The organism is Paraburkholderia sp. BR10923, assembly GCF_040948765.1.
GTDB classification, from domain to species: Bacteria; Pseudomonadota; Gammaproteobacteria; order Burkholderiales; family Burkholderiaceae; genus Paraburkholderia; species Paraburkholderia youngii.
Genome location: NZ_JBFPKO010000013.1, coordinates 166,962 through 182,442 on the forward strand (window position 1 = coordinate 166,962; position 15,481 = coordinate 182,442).

At 61.9% G+C, this 15,481-nt stretch carries 13 protein-coding genes; 5 read left to right on the forward strand and 8 right to left on the reverse strand.

The features are described 5' to 3' along the window. Positions 1–358: 358 nt before the first annotated feature. Positions 359–1,003, reverse strand: a complete 645-nt coding sequence (locus AB3X94_RS23895) for a transposase (protein WP_368612909.1) — start codon at positions 1,001–1,003, stop codon at positions 359–361. Positions 1,004–1,080: 77 nt separating this feature from the next. Here AB3X94_RS23895 and AB3X94_RS23900 point away from each other — a divergent pair, with 77 nt between their 5' ends. Next, positions 1,081–1,350, forward strand: coding sequence for an isochorismatase family protein (locus AB3X94_RS23900; protein WP_368612910.1), 270 nt, complete (start codon positions 1,081–1,083; stop codon positions 1,348–1,350). Between the two features lie 146 nt (positions 1,351–1,496). Here the strand turns inward: AB3X94_RS23900 and AB3X94_RS23905 are convergent, their stop codons facing one another. The 3 genes from AB3X94_RS23905 to AB3X94_RS23915 form a co-directional block, all read right to left on the reverse strand. Then, entirely contained in the window at positions 1,497–3,812 is a 2,316-nt protein-coding gene (locus AB3X94_RS23905; RefSeq protein ID WP_368612911.1) for a WD40/YVTN/BNR-like repeat-containing protein, read from the reverse strand. 198 nt (positions 3,813–4,010) lie between these two features. Next, the gene (locus AB3X94_RS23910; RefSeq protein WP_368612912.1) at positions 4,011–4,379 is read right to left on the reverse strand and encodes a hypothetical protein; all 369 of its coding nucleotides are present in this window, start codon (positions 4,377–4,379) and stop codon (positions 4,011–4,013) included. 171 nt (positions 4,380–4,550) lie between these two features. After that, complete coding sequence (locus tag AB3X94_RS23915) at positions 4,551–5,510, reverse strand: LysR substrate-binding domain-containing protein (protein ID WP_176110866.1); 960 nt, start codon at positions 5,508–5,510, stop codon at positions 4,551–4,553. An 81-nt stretch (positions 5,511–5,591) separates the two neighbouring features. On the opposite strand from AB3X94_RS23915, the gene AB3X94_RS23920 reads away from it, so the two are divergent. Then, positions 5,592–5,990, forward strand: a complete 399-nt coding sequence (locus AB3X94_RS23920) for a nuclear transport factor 2 family protein (RefSeq protein ID WP_176110867.1) — start codon at positions 5,592–5,594, stop codon at positions 5,988–5,990. A gap of 1,054 nt (positions 5,991–7,044) precedes the next feature. On the opposite strand, the gene AB3X94_RS23925 is transcribed toward AB3X94_RS23920, so the two are convergent. The 4 genes from AB3X94_RS23925 to AB3X94_RS23940 are packed head-to-tail and all read right to left on the reverse strand — an operon-like array spanning position 7,045 to position 11,713. Then, the gene (locus AB3X94_RS23925) at positions 7,045–7,974 is read right to left on the reverse strand and encodes a D-2-hydroxyacid dehydrogenase (protein ID WP_368612913.1); all 930 of its coding nucleotides are present in this window, start codon (positions 7,972–7,974) and stop codon (positions 7,045–7,047) included. Positions 7,975–7,992: 18 nt separating this feature from the next. After that, a complete protein-coding gene (locus AB3X94_RS23930) occupies positions 7,993–8,703 on the reverse strand; it encodes a GntR family transcriptional regulator (RefSeq protein WP_246392229.1) in 711 nt (236 codons plus the stop codon). A 32-nt stretch (positions 8,704–8,735) separates the two neighbouring features. Continuing rightward, positions 8,736–10,649 carry a TRAP transporter large permease subunit gene (locus AB3X94_RS23935; protein ID WP_246392230.1) on the reverse strand — a complete coding sequence of 638 codons (1,914 nt, stop codon included), beginning with the start codon at positions 10,647–10,649 and terminating at the stop codon, positions 8,736–8,738. A gap of 35 nt (positions 10,650–10,684) precedes the next feature. Continuing rightward, complete coding sequence (locus AB3X94_RS23940) at positions 10,685–11,713, reverse strand: TRAP transporter substrate-binding protein (RefSeq protein ID WP_176110870.1); 1,029 nt, start codon at positions 11,711–11,713, stop codon at positions 10,685–10,687. 245 nt (positions 11,714–11,958) lie between these two features. Here AB3X94_RS23940 and AB3X94_RS23945 point away from each other — a divergent pair, with 245 nt between their 5' ends. Genes AB3X94_RS23945 through AB3X94_RS23955 form a run of 3 tightly spaced genes read left to right on the forward strand, consistent with a single transcriptional unit; the run spans position 11,959 to position 15,479 of the window. Continuing rightward, positions 11,959–13,440, forward strand: coding sequence for an NAD-dependent succinate-semialdehyde dehydrogenase (locus tag AB3X94_RS23945; protein ID WP_176110871.1), 1,482 nt, complete (start codon positions 11,959–11,961; stop codon positions 13,438–13,440). 12 nt (positions 13,441–13,452) lie between these two features. Then, positions 13,453–14,277 (forward strand): HpcH/HpaI aldolase/citrate lyase family protein, encoded by an 825-nt coding sequence (locus tag AB3X94_RS23950; RefSeq protein WP_176110872.1) that lies wholly within the window; start codon positions 13,453–13,455, stop codon positions 14,275–14,277. Between the two features lie 20 nt (positions 14,278–14,297). Beyond that, on the forward strand, positions 14,298–15,479 hold the full coding sequence (locus tag AB3X94_RS23955) for an acyl-CoA dehydrogenase family protein (RefSeq protein ID WP_368593349.1): 1,182 nt from the start codon (positions 14,298–14,300) through the stop codon (positions 15,477–15,479). Positions 15,480–15,481 lie beyond the last annotated feature (2 nt).

Genomic DNA, 15,481 nt, shown 5'->3' on the forward strand with positions numbered 1-15,481 from the left:
TTCAATGGTTGCTTTCCGGCGACGGGGATGAATGCGTGCTGCCGCCCCACAAACAGTCGTTCGACATCCGGTTGAAGATCGCTGACACCCATTAGCGGGCCCGGTGTCAAGTGAGCAAACAATATCTTCGACTGCCCGAGCAGACGATTTCGATTGCACTGACCGAATGCAGTAGCCGAGCGCACCCGTTTCTTCGATTCATGGCTGCGACGGATCGCGCCAGACACCCATCAGGATCAAGCGATCGGCGCTCATCGGCTGCCTGTCGCCCTGGTGGCTCCGCCACTCCAGAAGAACCTTGGTGCCGCGACGCGTCCATTGGGTTCGCACAATACTCCTGGTTGCCAGACTTCCGGCATCAATCCAGGGCTAGCTCGCGTTGCGGGCGATCCGCGTTACTGCACATCGGGGACGGCGGCTCGCCCTTCTTCTTGCCGTTGCTCATGCGCTGGCTGTCCACCCACTGCGCGTAGGAAGCGAAGTTGCCCGCGCTGGCGAAACGTTGGATGCTCCCGCTTTCCAGCACGATCACGGTGGCAAGCGTCTGGCCGATGCCGGGCACCGTGATCAGGAGAGCGTAGTCCGTATGTGACGCGACCTTTTCCTGAAGACGCTTTTCCACGATGGCGATCTGTGCGGAGAGCGTCGTGATGACCGCGACGTTCGCGCGGACCGCGAGCGCCACGTCGTCTGGGAGATGCAACTGGTTGACAGCGGCCTGATCCAGTTGCTTGACCTGATTGCTCGGGATTCGCGTGCCGGACTGGCGCGCCGTGATGTTCTCGATGGCGAGGATGTGGCTGGTGCGGCTGCGTACCAGTTGCATGCGTTTGCGGGCCAGGTCGCGCACCTCCCGGTGCTTCGCCGGCAGAATGGTGCCGACAGGAAGAATGCCCAGGCGTAGCAGGTGCGCAAGGTAACGTGCGTCGGTCTCGTCACCGCTGTGCTTGAGCCCATAGCTTACGCAAAGTTCATCGGTATGCGCGTTCCTGAAGCCATGCATCGAGTCTCCCGCCGATGACGGCTTCGCAACCGGCGCTGCGGAACTCGCCCCATTGACCAACGAATTGCGAGGCTTGCATGTCCCGTATTGCCGTTATCGTTATCGACGTACAGCAGATGTTCTTTAGCGGCCCTGCGGCCGCATATCGCGCCGGCGATGTGATCGATGGCATCAATCGAGTCACTCAGGCAGCGCGCCGCGAGAATGCACCTGTTTTTTCGTGCAGCACGAGAGTGATGCGAACGGGTCACTGGCGCACGGCAGCGACGCATGGCAATTACCTGCCGGGCTGGTTCGCGGGCAGAATGACGGCTACGGTGCTGCTCGGGCGCCTACCGAGTAATTGAGGGAATCTCGACAGGAAGGTCAGACTCACGGATGAAAAAACCCGAAAGTTGACGACCAACTTTCGGGTTACGGCAGCAACCAGATCGCCTATGCTCTCCCCCTCGCGATTGCAAGCCGCAACCGGACGGAGATAGGTCGATCAACCTCAGTTGCTGAAGATTAGACCGCGAGCGACACCATTGACGTAAATGCGGCCATAAGTGTTCCAGTCGCCCACCACCACAGCGTTGCCGCCGAACTGGTGCGCGTCGTCGTTGAAGCGCGACCACGTTGCGCCGCCATCGTCGGAGCGGAAGATGCCCCACTGGCCGTTGATCGTGCCTTCCACATAGACCGCGGCCGAGTATGGCGAGCCGGTTTGCGCCTTGCCCAGCGTGATATTGGTGGCCCCGAGCGTGCCGTTGGCGGTTGCAAAGGCGGTGAGCTTGGTCCAGGTCGCGCCTGAGTCCAGCGAGTGGTACACGGCATTGCCGTCGGCCACCCAGATGTCGCCCTCGGCGTTCGGGTTCACCGCCATCGACGTATCGCCCCAGGCATTCCAGGCCATGTTCGCGTTCACCGAGCCCTGGCTCAGCGTGAACGTGTGGCCGGCGTCGGTCGAGACGTAGACCTTGCCAGGCTGCCAGCTCCAGTTTGCGCCGCCCGAATCGAAGGCATAGACCTTGTTCGGGTTGTTGCGGTCCACGGCCAGGCGATAAGCGCGGAAGAAGCCATTCCAGGTGGCGGTAAACGCCGGCAGGTTGGTTTGCATCCAGCTCGCGCCATTGTTCGTGGTGTACGACGGCACCGAGTCTTGCGGCGCCCAGACCAGGTTGTTGCGGGACGTGACTGCCAGGCTTTGCACCGGGCTTGAGCTGGCCGAGCCGCCGGTAGGCATCGACGGGAACTGCGACCAGCTATTGCCTGAGTCGCCGGACCAGAAGCCCTTGACGACGGAACCGTTGGCATTGTCGACGCCGGTGACGGCAATGTAGGACGGATCGGCCCACGCCATGTCGGCCGCATTGCCGCTGCTCCATCCGGGCATCGGAGTCCGCGTCGGCCGCGTCGCAAGGTCCGTGATCACCCACGCGCCGATGTCGCCCGCGGCGTTAATTAGCTTGTATTGCGCGCCGGCCGGAGGCGCGACGGCGAACAGCGTGGCGGTCTCTTCCAGGTTGTTGACCTTGGGGCTCCAGCCCGGCGTGGTCGAGGAGGCGTTCGTGGTTTCGCAGATGCCGCCGCCGTGGACGTGCATGATGTGGTCGCGGTTGGCCGGGTCGATCGTGACGTTCTCGATCCAGCCGCGGCAGGTGTCGGACGTATGCGGCATGTTGGCCTCGACTTCGCGCCAGCTGGTGCCGCCATCATCGGACATTTGAATTTGCATGCTGGTGTCGCTCCAGCCTGTCATGCCCACCGCAATGCGGGCGATCGAGCCGGCGCCGTAGACGGACAGGCCGGCCATCCCCATGCTGGGGGAGCTCAAGAGCTGGGTCCAGGTGCTGTTGTTGCTGGCGCCGAACTTGTAGAGATAACTGGGGCCACTGCCGCCCTGAACCTGAGGAGCTGTCGGGCGGAACGTCATGTAGAAGGTGCCGTCAGACGTCTTCACGACGTGCGGGATGTCGTAATTGGTCACGTTGGACGGGACCGCGACCGGCGCCCACGTGGCGCCGCCATTGGTGGACCGGTACAGCGTCGACGTCAAGCCTGCCGCCTGGGCATAGTCGGAGGCGACGGTGGCCCAGATGATCCACGTCGGCTGCCCCGTCCCCTTGAATGGGGTATCGAAGATGATTTGTTCGACGCCGATCGGGGTCCCCCCGCCGGTCACCGTGGTGCTCGAGAAGCCCGTAACCTGGCTCCACGTTTGGCCCGAGTCCGTGCTCTTCCAGATACCGGCCTTGCGCGAGCCGAACATCAACGTCGACGGATTCTGTGGGTCGACCGCCAGACGTTCGCCGTAGCCCCGGGCGTTATCGTTGCCACCCACCGCGAACGGCAGGTCGTAGTGCGTCCAGGTGTTGCCGCGGTCGCTGGAAATGTAAATGCGGCCGTGGGCATCCTGACCCACGGTATCGCCGGTCATCATGTAGACCAGTTGGTCGTTGTTCGGGTCGAGGGCGATGCTCTCCACGCCGTGGTACCGGCCTTCGCCGGCGCCGAAACCCAGGCCGTCGGTGAGCGGGATCCACGACGAGGTCGTCGTGTCCCAGCGGTAGGCGCCGCCGACGTCGGTGCGTGCGTACAGCAGGCTTGCGTTGGTCGGATGGTAGATCAGGCCGGTGACATAGCCGCCGCCACCCCACTTGACGCTGGTCCAGCTCGTGGCCGGAACCGCCGCGGCAGCAACGGTCTGCGCGGACGCATGCGGCGCGCTGCCAGCCGTGCCGGACGATCCTCCGCCGCTGCACGAAACCAGGGGCAACACCGCAACGGTGGCCCAAAACACTCGGTGAATTCTTCCTTTCATCTTCATTTTGTTTTCCGTTCGGTCATGATGCCTTCGGCAGCCTCTTTCGACGCAATGCATCCCTTCTTGCGTCGATAGCGATCTTAATTGCCGTATCGCCAAAAAACACCGAGCGCGGCGTGGAAAAAGCGTAAGGAAATCCTTGTTTTTTGTTGGCTATTTCCTGTTTTCTTCGTAAGCGGGTAAGCAACCATCACTCCACGCTTACGGTTTGCCGGTCACATAGGCGATTTCTAGCACCAAGGCCATTGGCATATTCGGAATCGCGTCGAGTCCCGGTGCGAGGAGGGCCCCATCGGTTGAATAACCGGCTGCAGCTACACATATCGCTTCGAATTTTCCGCTGCCCGGCCACGTCTCCCGCAATAACAGCCGATACACTGCGTCGTCCATGACGACCTCGTACAAAGGGAACTCATTGCCGAGCCAAATGGAAGTACTACCGAGCTTGGGCCGTTCCGGCTGAGAAAGCCGCAATGCTTTCGCAAGGGAAACCAGGCCGGTCCTGCGATCCGTTACCGACCGGAATCGCTCATCGAACACCGGAATATGCAGGGTGTAATAGGAAGACATGGGTCGGGAATTGAGACCTTACACGGCCATGAACTGACGTTTGGCCGGGGGTTCGCTCGGACAGTCAAACGGCCGCTAGGCATCGACAAACGGGCATTCGTTGAAGCCCTTTTTACTGCTAGATTTCTTCGCTCTGTTGGCGCCGGTGGAGTTGAGCGACTTGGCGGGCGCTTATCGGGCCGGTATCGACGGATCCTCTTGCGCGAGCTGAGTCAAGACGTCAGCGAGTGTGCGAATCTTGATTTGTCCGGCTCGTTGCGAGGGAAAGACGAGGAAGTAGCCCAGACCGTTCTGCGCAACCTCACTGAACGGCATGACGAGTGCCCCCGCCTCGAGGCGTTCCTTCGCCATCCGAGGGTCGCCAATAGCAACGCCATGTCCCTGTGCGGCGGCGGTGAGTGCTAATTCGAGGGTATCAAAGACGAGCCCGCCTTCGGTGTCGAAGTGGGTCGCACCAACACGATCGAGCCAGCATCGCCACTCGCCGCGGTCCTGTCCCGGATGCAGCAATTTGATGCGAACAAGGTCAGCTACGGATTTCAGCGTCGCGGCCAGTTCGCTCGTACACATCGGCGTCAGGTGCTCTTGAAATAACGGTATCGCGTTCATACCCGTCCAATGTCCGGCTCCGCGCACAACGATGGCGTCGACATCGGGCGCAGTGAAATTGGGCGCATCGTCTGCCGATGTATAGATGCGCAATTCTGTCCCTGGCAGCGCGAGATTGATCACTGACACCCGCGGTAGCAACCAGCGAATCGCAAATGTGGACGGTAGCCGCAGGGTGAGAACAGACGCGGACTGTGTGAGAAAGTCTGCGTGTCGAACCAGTTGTGTGAGCAGGTTCACGGCCACCGTCAACAGAGCATTTCCTTCTGCTGTCAGCGTCAGCCCTGACACGTGGCGCACGAACAGCGCACATCGATAGTGGGCTTCCAGCTGCTGGACCTGGCGGCTCACCGCACCCTGCGTTCGACACAGATGGTTAGCGGCCTTGCTGATACTGCCAAGTTCTGCCGCAGCGACGAACGCTTGGTACGCAGACAGTGGAGGCAAAGCACGCGTGAGGTCTGCCAGAGGATATGCACGATTCGCATACCGGGGTTGCGAATTTTTCGATTGTTCGGTCATCGCTGCGTCGCTATCGTGGCTGCGTCAGATCCGCTGTCCTTCGTGCGAGCAGACCTGTCAACAAACCTTCGGAGAATGATTGTGGATTCATCATCGGGAGCACTATACACGCGGCAGATTCGCACCTACCTGAGCGAACTGGAGCGCGGCGATGTCGCCGCAATCTGCGCCTTGTTCGCAGCGGACGCACAGATATTCTCGCCTTTTCTCGGCTGGATGCACCCCGCGCCCTTCTTTGCAAAGGTTGATGCAGCATCGGGAGACAGCCGGATCACACTCATCGATATCTGCGTCAGCACGACGGGTGCCCGACGCGCGACCGGTTATTTCGCCTACGACTGGGGGCTGAAAGACGGCTCTGCGGTGAAATTTGAGTGTGTTGACGTATTCGAGTTCGACGAAAGCGGCCGCATCAAGCAGATGATCATCGTTTACGACACGCATCCTGTTCGCAACACAGTAGGCGACAAATACGCGTAGCGGCGGCGGGACCTTTGCCGCGCATGGAGTCATTGAATGACGCGCCCGTCGTCACCTTCGCTAGCAAAGCCAGCGTCGTCGCCGGAGCCGATGGGATGCGTCCGTGACGGTGCGTGTGTCATAAGGTGACGGCCATTAGCAAACGCGATGCCGCACGAGAAATGGGGTGGCCGAACCATTCGGAGAGGTCAGGCGGGGATCGGCCCATCAGCGGCCATTCGGCTCGGCGCTCGCACAGCCCTGCGAACGTCTGCTCCGCATGTCGTACTTGCCGTATGGCGTGCAGTCAGCATCGCCCAGCTGTCAGCACGTCAATCCCGGGCTTTGCTTGCCCAATAGCGGGAGGGGGACGCGCAGGCTGGAACAATCGCGTTCGACAGTAGGCTGCGCGAGAGCCCGAGGCGCGTCGTCCCGGACGCCAGCACAAGGGCATTGATAATGTTCAACGTGGTACGGCGAGGAAACGCGTCCCGCGCGGTCGGCTCGCAAACTTTCGACGGCCCTGAGCAATTCAATAACCGCCGCCTTGACGACCTGCCACGTCGCTTTGATCCGTTCGAATACGGGCGACTGCGCTACGCGCATCTGGATGAGCGGTCCTGTCCCGATCGCAATCGAACTCCTGGCAGCCACCCACCTCGATCCCCCAGTGGTGGAAGGCCTCTGGCGGCAGGCGGAAAGTAATGGTCGACTCGGACCAGGAGCAGATCCGAGTGACCGGCAGGCGATGGCACCGGCACCGACTCCCAAGAAGAAGCGCCACGGATTGACACAGTAAAGGTGACGATCCTGCAAGAGAGCATGGTTTGCACGCCAAAGGCGACGAATGCGGTGGCGGAGGCTGGTGGCTCCAGCTCCGAACTTACCCTGCGGCTAACGCGCAACCGCTTCGCAGCCCTCGACCGCTTCCCGATGAATCGCAAAGCTCAAATCCATAGAGGCGCATCGCCGGCCTCTGCCACAGCTGCTTATTGCAATGATGCTCTCAGCCTTTCAGCCGCGACGGCGCGGAGCAGCTTGAAGAGGCGCAACACTACCTCGTCGAATTTCGCTCTCAGCGCCGCGCGTAATGCTGTTCGATGCCTTGCGCGAGCTGTGTGACGAGCCGCTGCATCGCCACCTGAGTCCGCCATGCGACATGTGGAGTCACGATCAGATCCGTGCGCGCGCTGGTCAACAGCGGATAATCGATCGCTGGCGGCTCCTGCTCGAGGACGTCGAGCGCGGCATTCGCGATCAGCTTGCGGTCGAGCGCCTCGATCAGCGCCCTCTCGTCGACAATGCCGCCGCGCGCGGCATTCACGAGCGACGCGCTGCGCTTCATTCGCTCGAATTCGGCGAGACCGAACAGATGCCGCGTTTCGTCGGTAAGCGGGCAGTGCAGGCTGATCACATCCGCCTCACGCAGCACGTCGCCGAATGCAGTGTAGCCTTCGCGCACCGCCCTGGCGTGCCTGCGCTCGGCGAAGAGCACACGCATGCCGAACGCGCCGGCCAGTTCGGCGAGTCGCTTTCCACCGTGACCGGCACCGACGATGCCGAGCGTCGAACCGTGCAGATCCTCGATCGGATGCAATTCAGCATAAAAAGTGGGTGACCCGCTCCAGCCTCCAGCATAAACGTCGTTCCAGTAAGGAACCAGGTTGCGGCGCAGCGCGAGCATCAATGCGAACGCGTGTTCTGGCACGGAGATCGTCGAATAGCCCGGACATGCGACTACTTCGATGCTCCGTTGGCGGCATGTTTTCATATCCAGATGATTGACGCCTGCGGCCGGCACGCCGATCACTTCCAGTTGCGGCAACTGCGCGAGCATCTCCCCCGTCAGCGGAACCTTGTTGGTCACGACGATCTGCGCGTCACGGCAGCGCTGTACCACCTGTTCTTGCGTAGTGGACGAATATTCGACCCAGCGATGTGGGAACGGAAACTCGGGTAGATCGGCCGACAGCGTCGCGCGGTCCAGAAAGACTATGGTTTTCAACAAGCTACTCCAGGCTCATTAACGTTCGGACGCGCTCGTGGACACGGTGTCGAGCATGCGCTTCTTGCCCGTCTGCACGTGATTCTCGAAAGCCTGTGCAGCGGCGTCGGCCTGACCCGCACGCAGCGCCTCGAAAAGCTCGCGGTGTTCTTTCGCGGAACGCTGCATCTGCGCGAACGAATACACGCCTTTGTGAATGTAAAGCGTCAGTTCATCTGCGACAGCCTGGTTGATCGTGATCAGCCGCGGATTCTTGGTCGCTGCCATTAGTTGACGGTGGAACTCGGTATTCAGACTCTGATACAGAGGCGTGTTGCGCTCGGCCACGGCGGAGTCCATCTTGTCAACGAGAAGGCTCAGCGACTGCTCCTCGTCGGTGGTGAGACGCAGCGCGGCGAGACGTCCCGCGGTGCGTGCGAGCCCTGCTCGAATCTCGTAGAGATCCATCGCCTCTTCGAGCGACAGCCGCCGTACTTCGGCGCCACGGTTCGGGACGATTCGCACGAGCCCCGCCTGCTCGAGCGAGCGCAGGGCCTCTCGCGCTGAATTGCGGCCGACGCCGATCTGGTTTGCGAGCGCCTGCTCATTCACGCGTTCACCGGGGCGCAAGTCCCCCCGCTGAATCATGGCGCGCACCTGTTCGCGAATGTCTTCGAGCTTCGACGCAATTACCTCGGGCGCGCGCGCGTTCGCCTTGCCGTTCAGTTCACTGTCAAACGCGTTTTTCATGTCCATTGCCCTTTCTGTGCCATTCGATACATTTATTTTGCCTGCAGAAAACCCGTCGATACCCACGGAACCAGCACTATAACGATGAGGGCCACCGCCAAAGCCCCCAGATAGGGCCAAACGCGGCGCATTGCGATTGACGGATCGACCTTGCTGACCGCGCATGCCGCGTAAAAGCCGAGGCCAAGCGGCGGCGCGAACAGGCCCAGTCCCATCGCGAATACCACGACCATTGCATAGTGCACGTCGGAGATGCCCATCGCACGCGCAATCGGGAACAGGAGCGGCCCGAACAGTACGATTGCCGGAATTCCTTCCAGAAAGCTGCCGAGCATCACGAACGTAATCGCGGAGATCGCCAGGAAGCCCAGTTTGCCCCCGGGCGCAGCCATCATCAAGGTGGCGAGTTGCGCGGAGAAGCCTGACTGCGTGAGCGCCCATCCCATCGCCGTGGCACACCCGATGATGATCAGTATCGCGCCAGACAGCGACGCCGTTTCCACCAGAATAGGATAGAGCCGGCTCCAGTCGAAGCGGCGATACAGTAGCAAACCTACCGCACAGGTGTAAGCCACGCCGATTGTCGCCACTTCCGTCGCCGTCGCAATGCCTTCCACCACGGCCGCGCGGATCACGAAGGGCAGCGCGAGCGCAGGCAGCGAGATCAGGAATGCGCGGCCGACCTGGGCCCGCGAGGCCCGTTGCACGCCTTGCAGGATTTCCCCGCGGCTTCTGAACCAGACGACTGCCGCGAGTGCTACCGCGCCGACCACGGCCGGCATGAAGCCGCCCGTGAACAGCGCGGCAATCGAAACGCCGGTTACCGATCCAATCGTGATCAGCACGAGGCTGGGCGGAATGGTTTCCGACATGGCCGCCGCCGAACTGAGCATTGCGACGAGGTCGCCTTCATTCGCACCGCGCTTTTTCATTTCCGGGAACAGGCCCGGCGCGAGCGCAGCCATATCGGCCACCTTCGAGCCGGAGATGCCGGAGACGAGGTACATGGCGCCGATCAGCACGTAGGCGAGGCCGCCACGCTTGTGCCCGATCAGCGAAGCGAGGAAACGGATCATCGCTTCGGCAAGCCCCATCGCTTCCATGAGCGCGCCGAGCAGGATGAACAGCGGGACGGCGAGCAGGATCAGGCTGGACATCCCCTGATTCATGGTACTCACGACAATCGTCAACGGTGCGCCGGTGACGGTTGCGAGATAAGCAAACGTGCACACCCCGAAGGCGACCATGATCGGCACACCGAGACAGATGATCGTGACTACGCCGACGGCGAAAAAAAGGACCAGGCTGACTGCGGTTAGTGGCGCGAGCGCTTGCCGTGCGAAATAGAGCGCAATTGCGACCCCGGCCACCAGCGCGAACGCCTTCACGCAATCGCGCAGTGACGAGCGCTCGAGCAACCGCGTAACGGCGAGCACGAGCATCAGCACGGCCGCCATGGGAATCGCGGCCGCGGGGATGGCATTCGGCAGATCGAGCGCCGGCGTGCTGATGATCCATTCGTTCATCGCCCAGTCGGTTGCCGGCCGTACCAGCAGCAGCACGAAAGTCATCACGATGAAGTTTCCAAGCGTTTCCGCGAACGCGCGGTTTTGCGGGGACATTCTGGCGACGAACATCGTCAGCCGCAGATGTTCGCCGCGCCGCAACGCCACCACTGCGCCCAGCATCGACAGCCAGATGAACAGGATCGACGCGAGTTCGTCACCCCAGATCAATGGATCCTGCAGCACGTAGCGGCAGAAAACGTTGGTGAGCAGCAGCACCACTTCGGCCACTAGCAGCAGCGCAGCGGGCACTTCGGTGATCCACTTGATGGCCAGTTCCAGTGCGCTGCCGACGCGCACGACCTTCGATGCCGCATGTCGTTCCTTCGGCTCGCCCATGTCGTGGGCGAACACCTGCTCGGGATGAACTCGGGAAGTCATGACTCGTTCTCCAGAAACTCTTCGGTGGTCCGCGCTCATGCGAGCTTCTGCGTGTACTTCTCGAGCAACGCCCACGCTTCATCGCCGTATTTCTTACGCCACTGGTCGTAGAAGCCGGCCTTTTGCAGCGAGGCGCGGAACGGCTGGATATCGGGCTTGTTGAACGCCATTCCGTGTGACTGCAACTTCCCGATCAGCGATGTGCTCAGTGCGGCGACGTCCGCGCGTTCAGCCACTGCGGCCGCATTCAGGTGTTTCGCCACGATCGTCTGCAAGTCCGGCGGCAGCTTGCCCCAGGACCGCGCGTTGCCGAGAAACCAGAAGCCGTCCCAAATATGGCCGGTCAACGAGCAGAACTTCTGGACTTCATAGAAGCGTCCTGTTTCGATCAGCGCGAGGGGGTTTTCTTCTGCATCAACGACCTTGGTTTGCAGCGCCGAATACGCCTCGCTGAAGTTGATGCTGGTGGGCGAGGCGTCGAGCGCCTTGAACATCGAGGTCCAAAGGGGGCTGACCGGCACGCGAATCTTTAGGCCTTTCAGGTCGGCCGGGCTTTGCACCGGCTTGACCGAGCTCGTGAGATGGCGAAAGCCGTTGTCCCACGGTTTCTCCATCGCGACGAGCCCGACCTTCGAGATCGCCGTGCGGATGTGGCTCCCGAGCTCGCCGTCCATGGCTGCCCACACCTGGTTGTAGTCCTTGAACGCGAAGCCGATGCCGTTGATCGCAGAGACCGGCACGAGCGTCGACAGCACCACGCCACCCTGGGTCAGGAAGTCGATGGCGCCCGATCGAACCTGCGACAGCATGTCGGTATCCGTGCCCATCTGACCGTTCGGGAAAATCTGCAACTCGACGCGGCCGCCGGATTCCTTGTTGATGGCGTCCGCGGCTTCTTTCGCGCGAACGTTGAGCGGATGGGACAACGCGAGGTTGTTCGCGTACTTCAGCTTGAACTGCGCGGTCTGCGCCCGAGCGAGCGACGGCAAGCCGCCGGTCCCCATCGCCGCCACCGTGGCGGCCCCGAGCGTTTGAAGAAAGGTACGACGGGAATACAAACTCATTTTCGTCTCGCTCCATGGAAAGAAAGTGCTGATGACGCATTCGGCGGCGCCGGTGGCGTTCTTTTTGTGAACCTCGTCTATTGAAAGTGCATGCGGCGAATGGTATTTCGCTGACACACACTCTAAAAGTGTTGACACTTAGCTGTCAAGATGTTGATATAAGAAAAAGAGTGCATACAAAGTGAACCCTCGGGAAAGCACCTACAAAGCCGGGAACATCCGGGACATCTGTCAGGAGGAAGCAAATGGAACTAGAGGCGCACTACCGCGAGCACGGCTTGCTGCTCGGGGGCCGCTGGCAAGCCGCGACGGCTGACGACGGCCAGCTTTCGATCAATCCGGCGACGCAACAGCGGCTGGGCTATCTGCCGCTGGCTACGCAGGCACAGGTCACCGAGGCCATCGGCGCCGCGACCGACACCTCAGCCGCAATGCGCAAGCTCACGCCGTGGGAGCGCTCAGCACTGCTGCGCCGGGCTGCGGCGCTCATCCGCGAACGCACGCCGCAACTCGCGCGAATCGTCGCGCTGGAAACAGGTAAGCCGATCGCACAGGCCAGCGGGGAAGCGAATGCGTCCGCAGAGTCGATCGACTGGTTCGCCGATGAAGCGCGCCGTGTGTTTGGTATGTCTTACGAAAGTCGCGTCAAGGGCGGACGGTATCTGGTGCATTACGAGCCGCTCGGGGTGGTCGCCGCCTTTACGCCGTGGAATTTCCCGCTGCTACTGCTGGCCCGCAAGATCGGCCCGGCGCTGGCCGCCGGCAACACGATCGTGATCCGGCCGTCGAACGAAGCGGCCGGCGCGACGATGGCACTGGTGCGCTGTTTCGTCGATGCCGGGTTTCCCGAGGGCGCGGTCAATCTGGTGATCGGCAAAGCCGACTCAATTACGCCGACGATCATGGCCGACCCGCGCGTGGCGAAGATCAGCTTCACCGGCTCGGTGCCTGTCGGCCGTCAGATCGTCGAAATGTCCGCGAAGACCCTCAAAAAGGTCACGATGGAACTTGGCGGCCATGCGCCCGTGATCGTGCATCGCGACGCCGACATCGGCGCATTTGCGCACCTCGCGTCACTCGGCAAGTTCCGCAATGCGGGCCAGGTCTGTGCGTCGCCGACACGTTTTTACATCCACGAATCGATCTTCGACAAGACCGTGAAGGCGCTGGTCGAGCGCTCCAAAGCGCTTCGCGTCGGCGATCCGTTGCAGCAGGACACCGATCTCGGTCCGCTGACCACGTCGAAGCGTCGCGACGCGATCGAACGTCTGGTCGATGAAGCCGTGAGTGAAGGCGCCAGCGTGCTATGCGGTGGCCGGCGCCCCTCGCAATTCGGTCGCGGCTGGTTCTACGAGCCGACGCTCGTCGCCAATCCCGCTTCGCACATCGGCCTGATGAACGACGAGCCGTTCGGCCCGGTCGGAACGCTCACCCCGTTCGCGACGATGGACGAAGTCATCACCGAGGCGAACCGGCTGCCGTTCGCGCTCGCGGCGTACGTCTTCACGCGCTCGATGCGCAACACGCTGGAAACCACGGAGCGCTTGCAGGCCGGCGTGGTCGGCGTGAACACGTTCGTGGCATCGACGGCGGAGACGCCATTCGGCGGCAGCAAGGACAGCGGGTTCGGACGCGAAGGCGGACCGAACGCGATCCGCGACTACATGGACACCAAATTCATCAACCTCGAACTGGCGAACGACGAGCCTCTCGACGGCACCGCCTGAATGGAATCCCTCATGAGAACCATCAAGAATCACGCGAAAGCGCAACTCGCCGCGGGTGAACTGGCACTCGGCATGGGGCTGCGCCAGGCCCGCACCGTCGACATCGCGCAGATCGCGCAGACGGCGGGCTTCGACTGGCTGTTCATCGATATGGAGCACAATTCGATGGACGTCGACACGGCCGCACAGATTTGCGCCGCCGCTCTGGTGGGCGGTGTGACGCCGATCATCCGCGTGCCGGGGCACGAGCCGTTCCACGCCACTCGACTGCTCGATACCGGCGCGATGGGCATCGTGGTGCCGCACGTGAGTACGCTCGAACAGGCCGCGCGGATCGCCGACATGTGCCGCTTCCCGCCTGCCGGCGGGCGGTCGATCCCCGGCATGTTGCCGCAGGTCGGCTTCCAGGCTCTGCCGATCGCCGATGTGGTTCGCGCGATCAACGAAGAGGTGCTGGTCGTGGCGATGATCGAGACCCGCGAAGGGCTCGAGAACGTCGACGCGATCGCGGCGGTGCCGGGCATCGACGTCCTGCTGGTCGGCGCGACCGATCTCGCGGCGGATCTCGGCATCACTGGACAACTCGGCCATGTGCGTGTAGCGGCCGCCGTCGACGCGGTGTGCGCCGCATGTCACCGGCACGGCAAGGTGCCGGGCGTCGGCGGGGTGTACGACGAGGCACTGATGACCGCCTACGTGCAAAAAGGCGCGCGTTTCATTCTCAGCGGCTCGGATCTTGCGTTCCTGATGACGGGGGCGAAGTCGCGTTCGGAGATGTTGCGTGCAATCCCGCTCGGCCAGGCCGAACAAGACATGGCCCAACGCAAGGCGTCCTGATCGGACGAGGAGGAGACAGAGTGAATCCCGAATACGCAAGCAATCTGGTCAACCGGCGCGACCTGAAACCCTATCTGAATGCCGATCAATTCGAATTTCGAGATTCGGTGAATCGGGTGCTGACGCGCCATGCATCGCCGGAATACGTTCGCCAGTGCGACGAAGAGAAGCGCTTCCCACAGGAACTCGTGAAGGTGGCCGCCGAACAGGGCTGGTTCGGCATCACGCTGCCCGAAGCGTACGGCGGCGTCGGCGGCTATCTCGACATGGCCGCTTATCTGGAGGTCGTCGCGTATCACACCATCGCGCTCGCGCGCTTCTGGAATGCCAACGTGAACATGGTGGGCGGCGCGCTGGCGCGCTTTGCTCCGGACGATATCAAGGCCATGGTGTTGCCGAAGCTAGCCGAAGGGCGTGCCTTTCTTGCCTTCGCACTGAGCGAAAACGGCTCCGGCTCGGATGCCGCCTCGCTGACGACGCGCGGCGTGGCCGACGGAAACGACTTCGTTCTCGACGGCACCAAGATGTGGATTTCCGGCGCGCTGCAGGCCGACTACATTCTTACCGCGGTGCGCACTAATCCGGAAGCGAAGAAGCACGACGGGATCAGCCTCTTCCTCGTACCGAAGGAATCCAGGGGACTGACCATCAATCCGATCGATTTGCTCGGCGGCCACGCTATCCGGACCTGCGAAGTGGTGTACGACGGAGTGCGTGTCCCGAAAGAAATGATCGTTGGCGGCCTGCACGTGGGTTGGAAGAAGCTCACCGCGGTGCTGTCGAAGGAGCGCATCGCGTTGTCGGCGATGTGCGTGGGCGGCGCGCAGGCGGCAATCGATCTTGCGCGTTGGTATGCGAACGACCGCAAACAGTTCGGGCAGTCGATCATCGATTTCCAGGCCGTGTCGCATCTGCTCGCCGATATGCAGACACGCGTGGATGCCGCTCGCCTGATGGCGTTTCGGGCGGCGAAGCTTCTCGACGAAGGCGAAAGCTGCGACGTGGAGTCGTCGCAGGCGAAGTACTTCGCGTCGGACACCTACGTGCAGGTCGCGACCGACGGCATCCAGATCATGGGTGCCAATGGCTACTCCGCCGAATACGCGATGCAGCGTCATTACCGCGAAGCCAAGATGTTCCAGATCTTCGGCGGCACCAATCAAATTCAGCGCAACATCGTGGCGCGCGCGCTCAAATCGTAAGC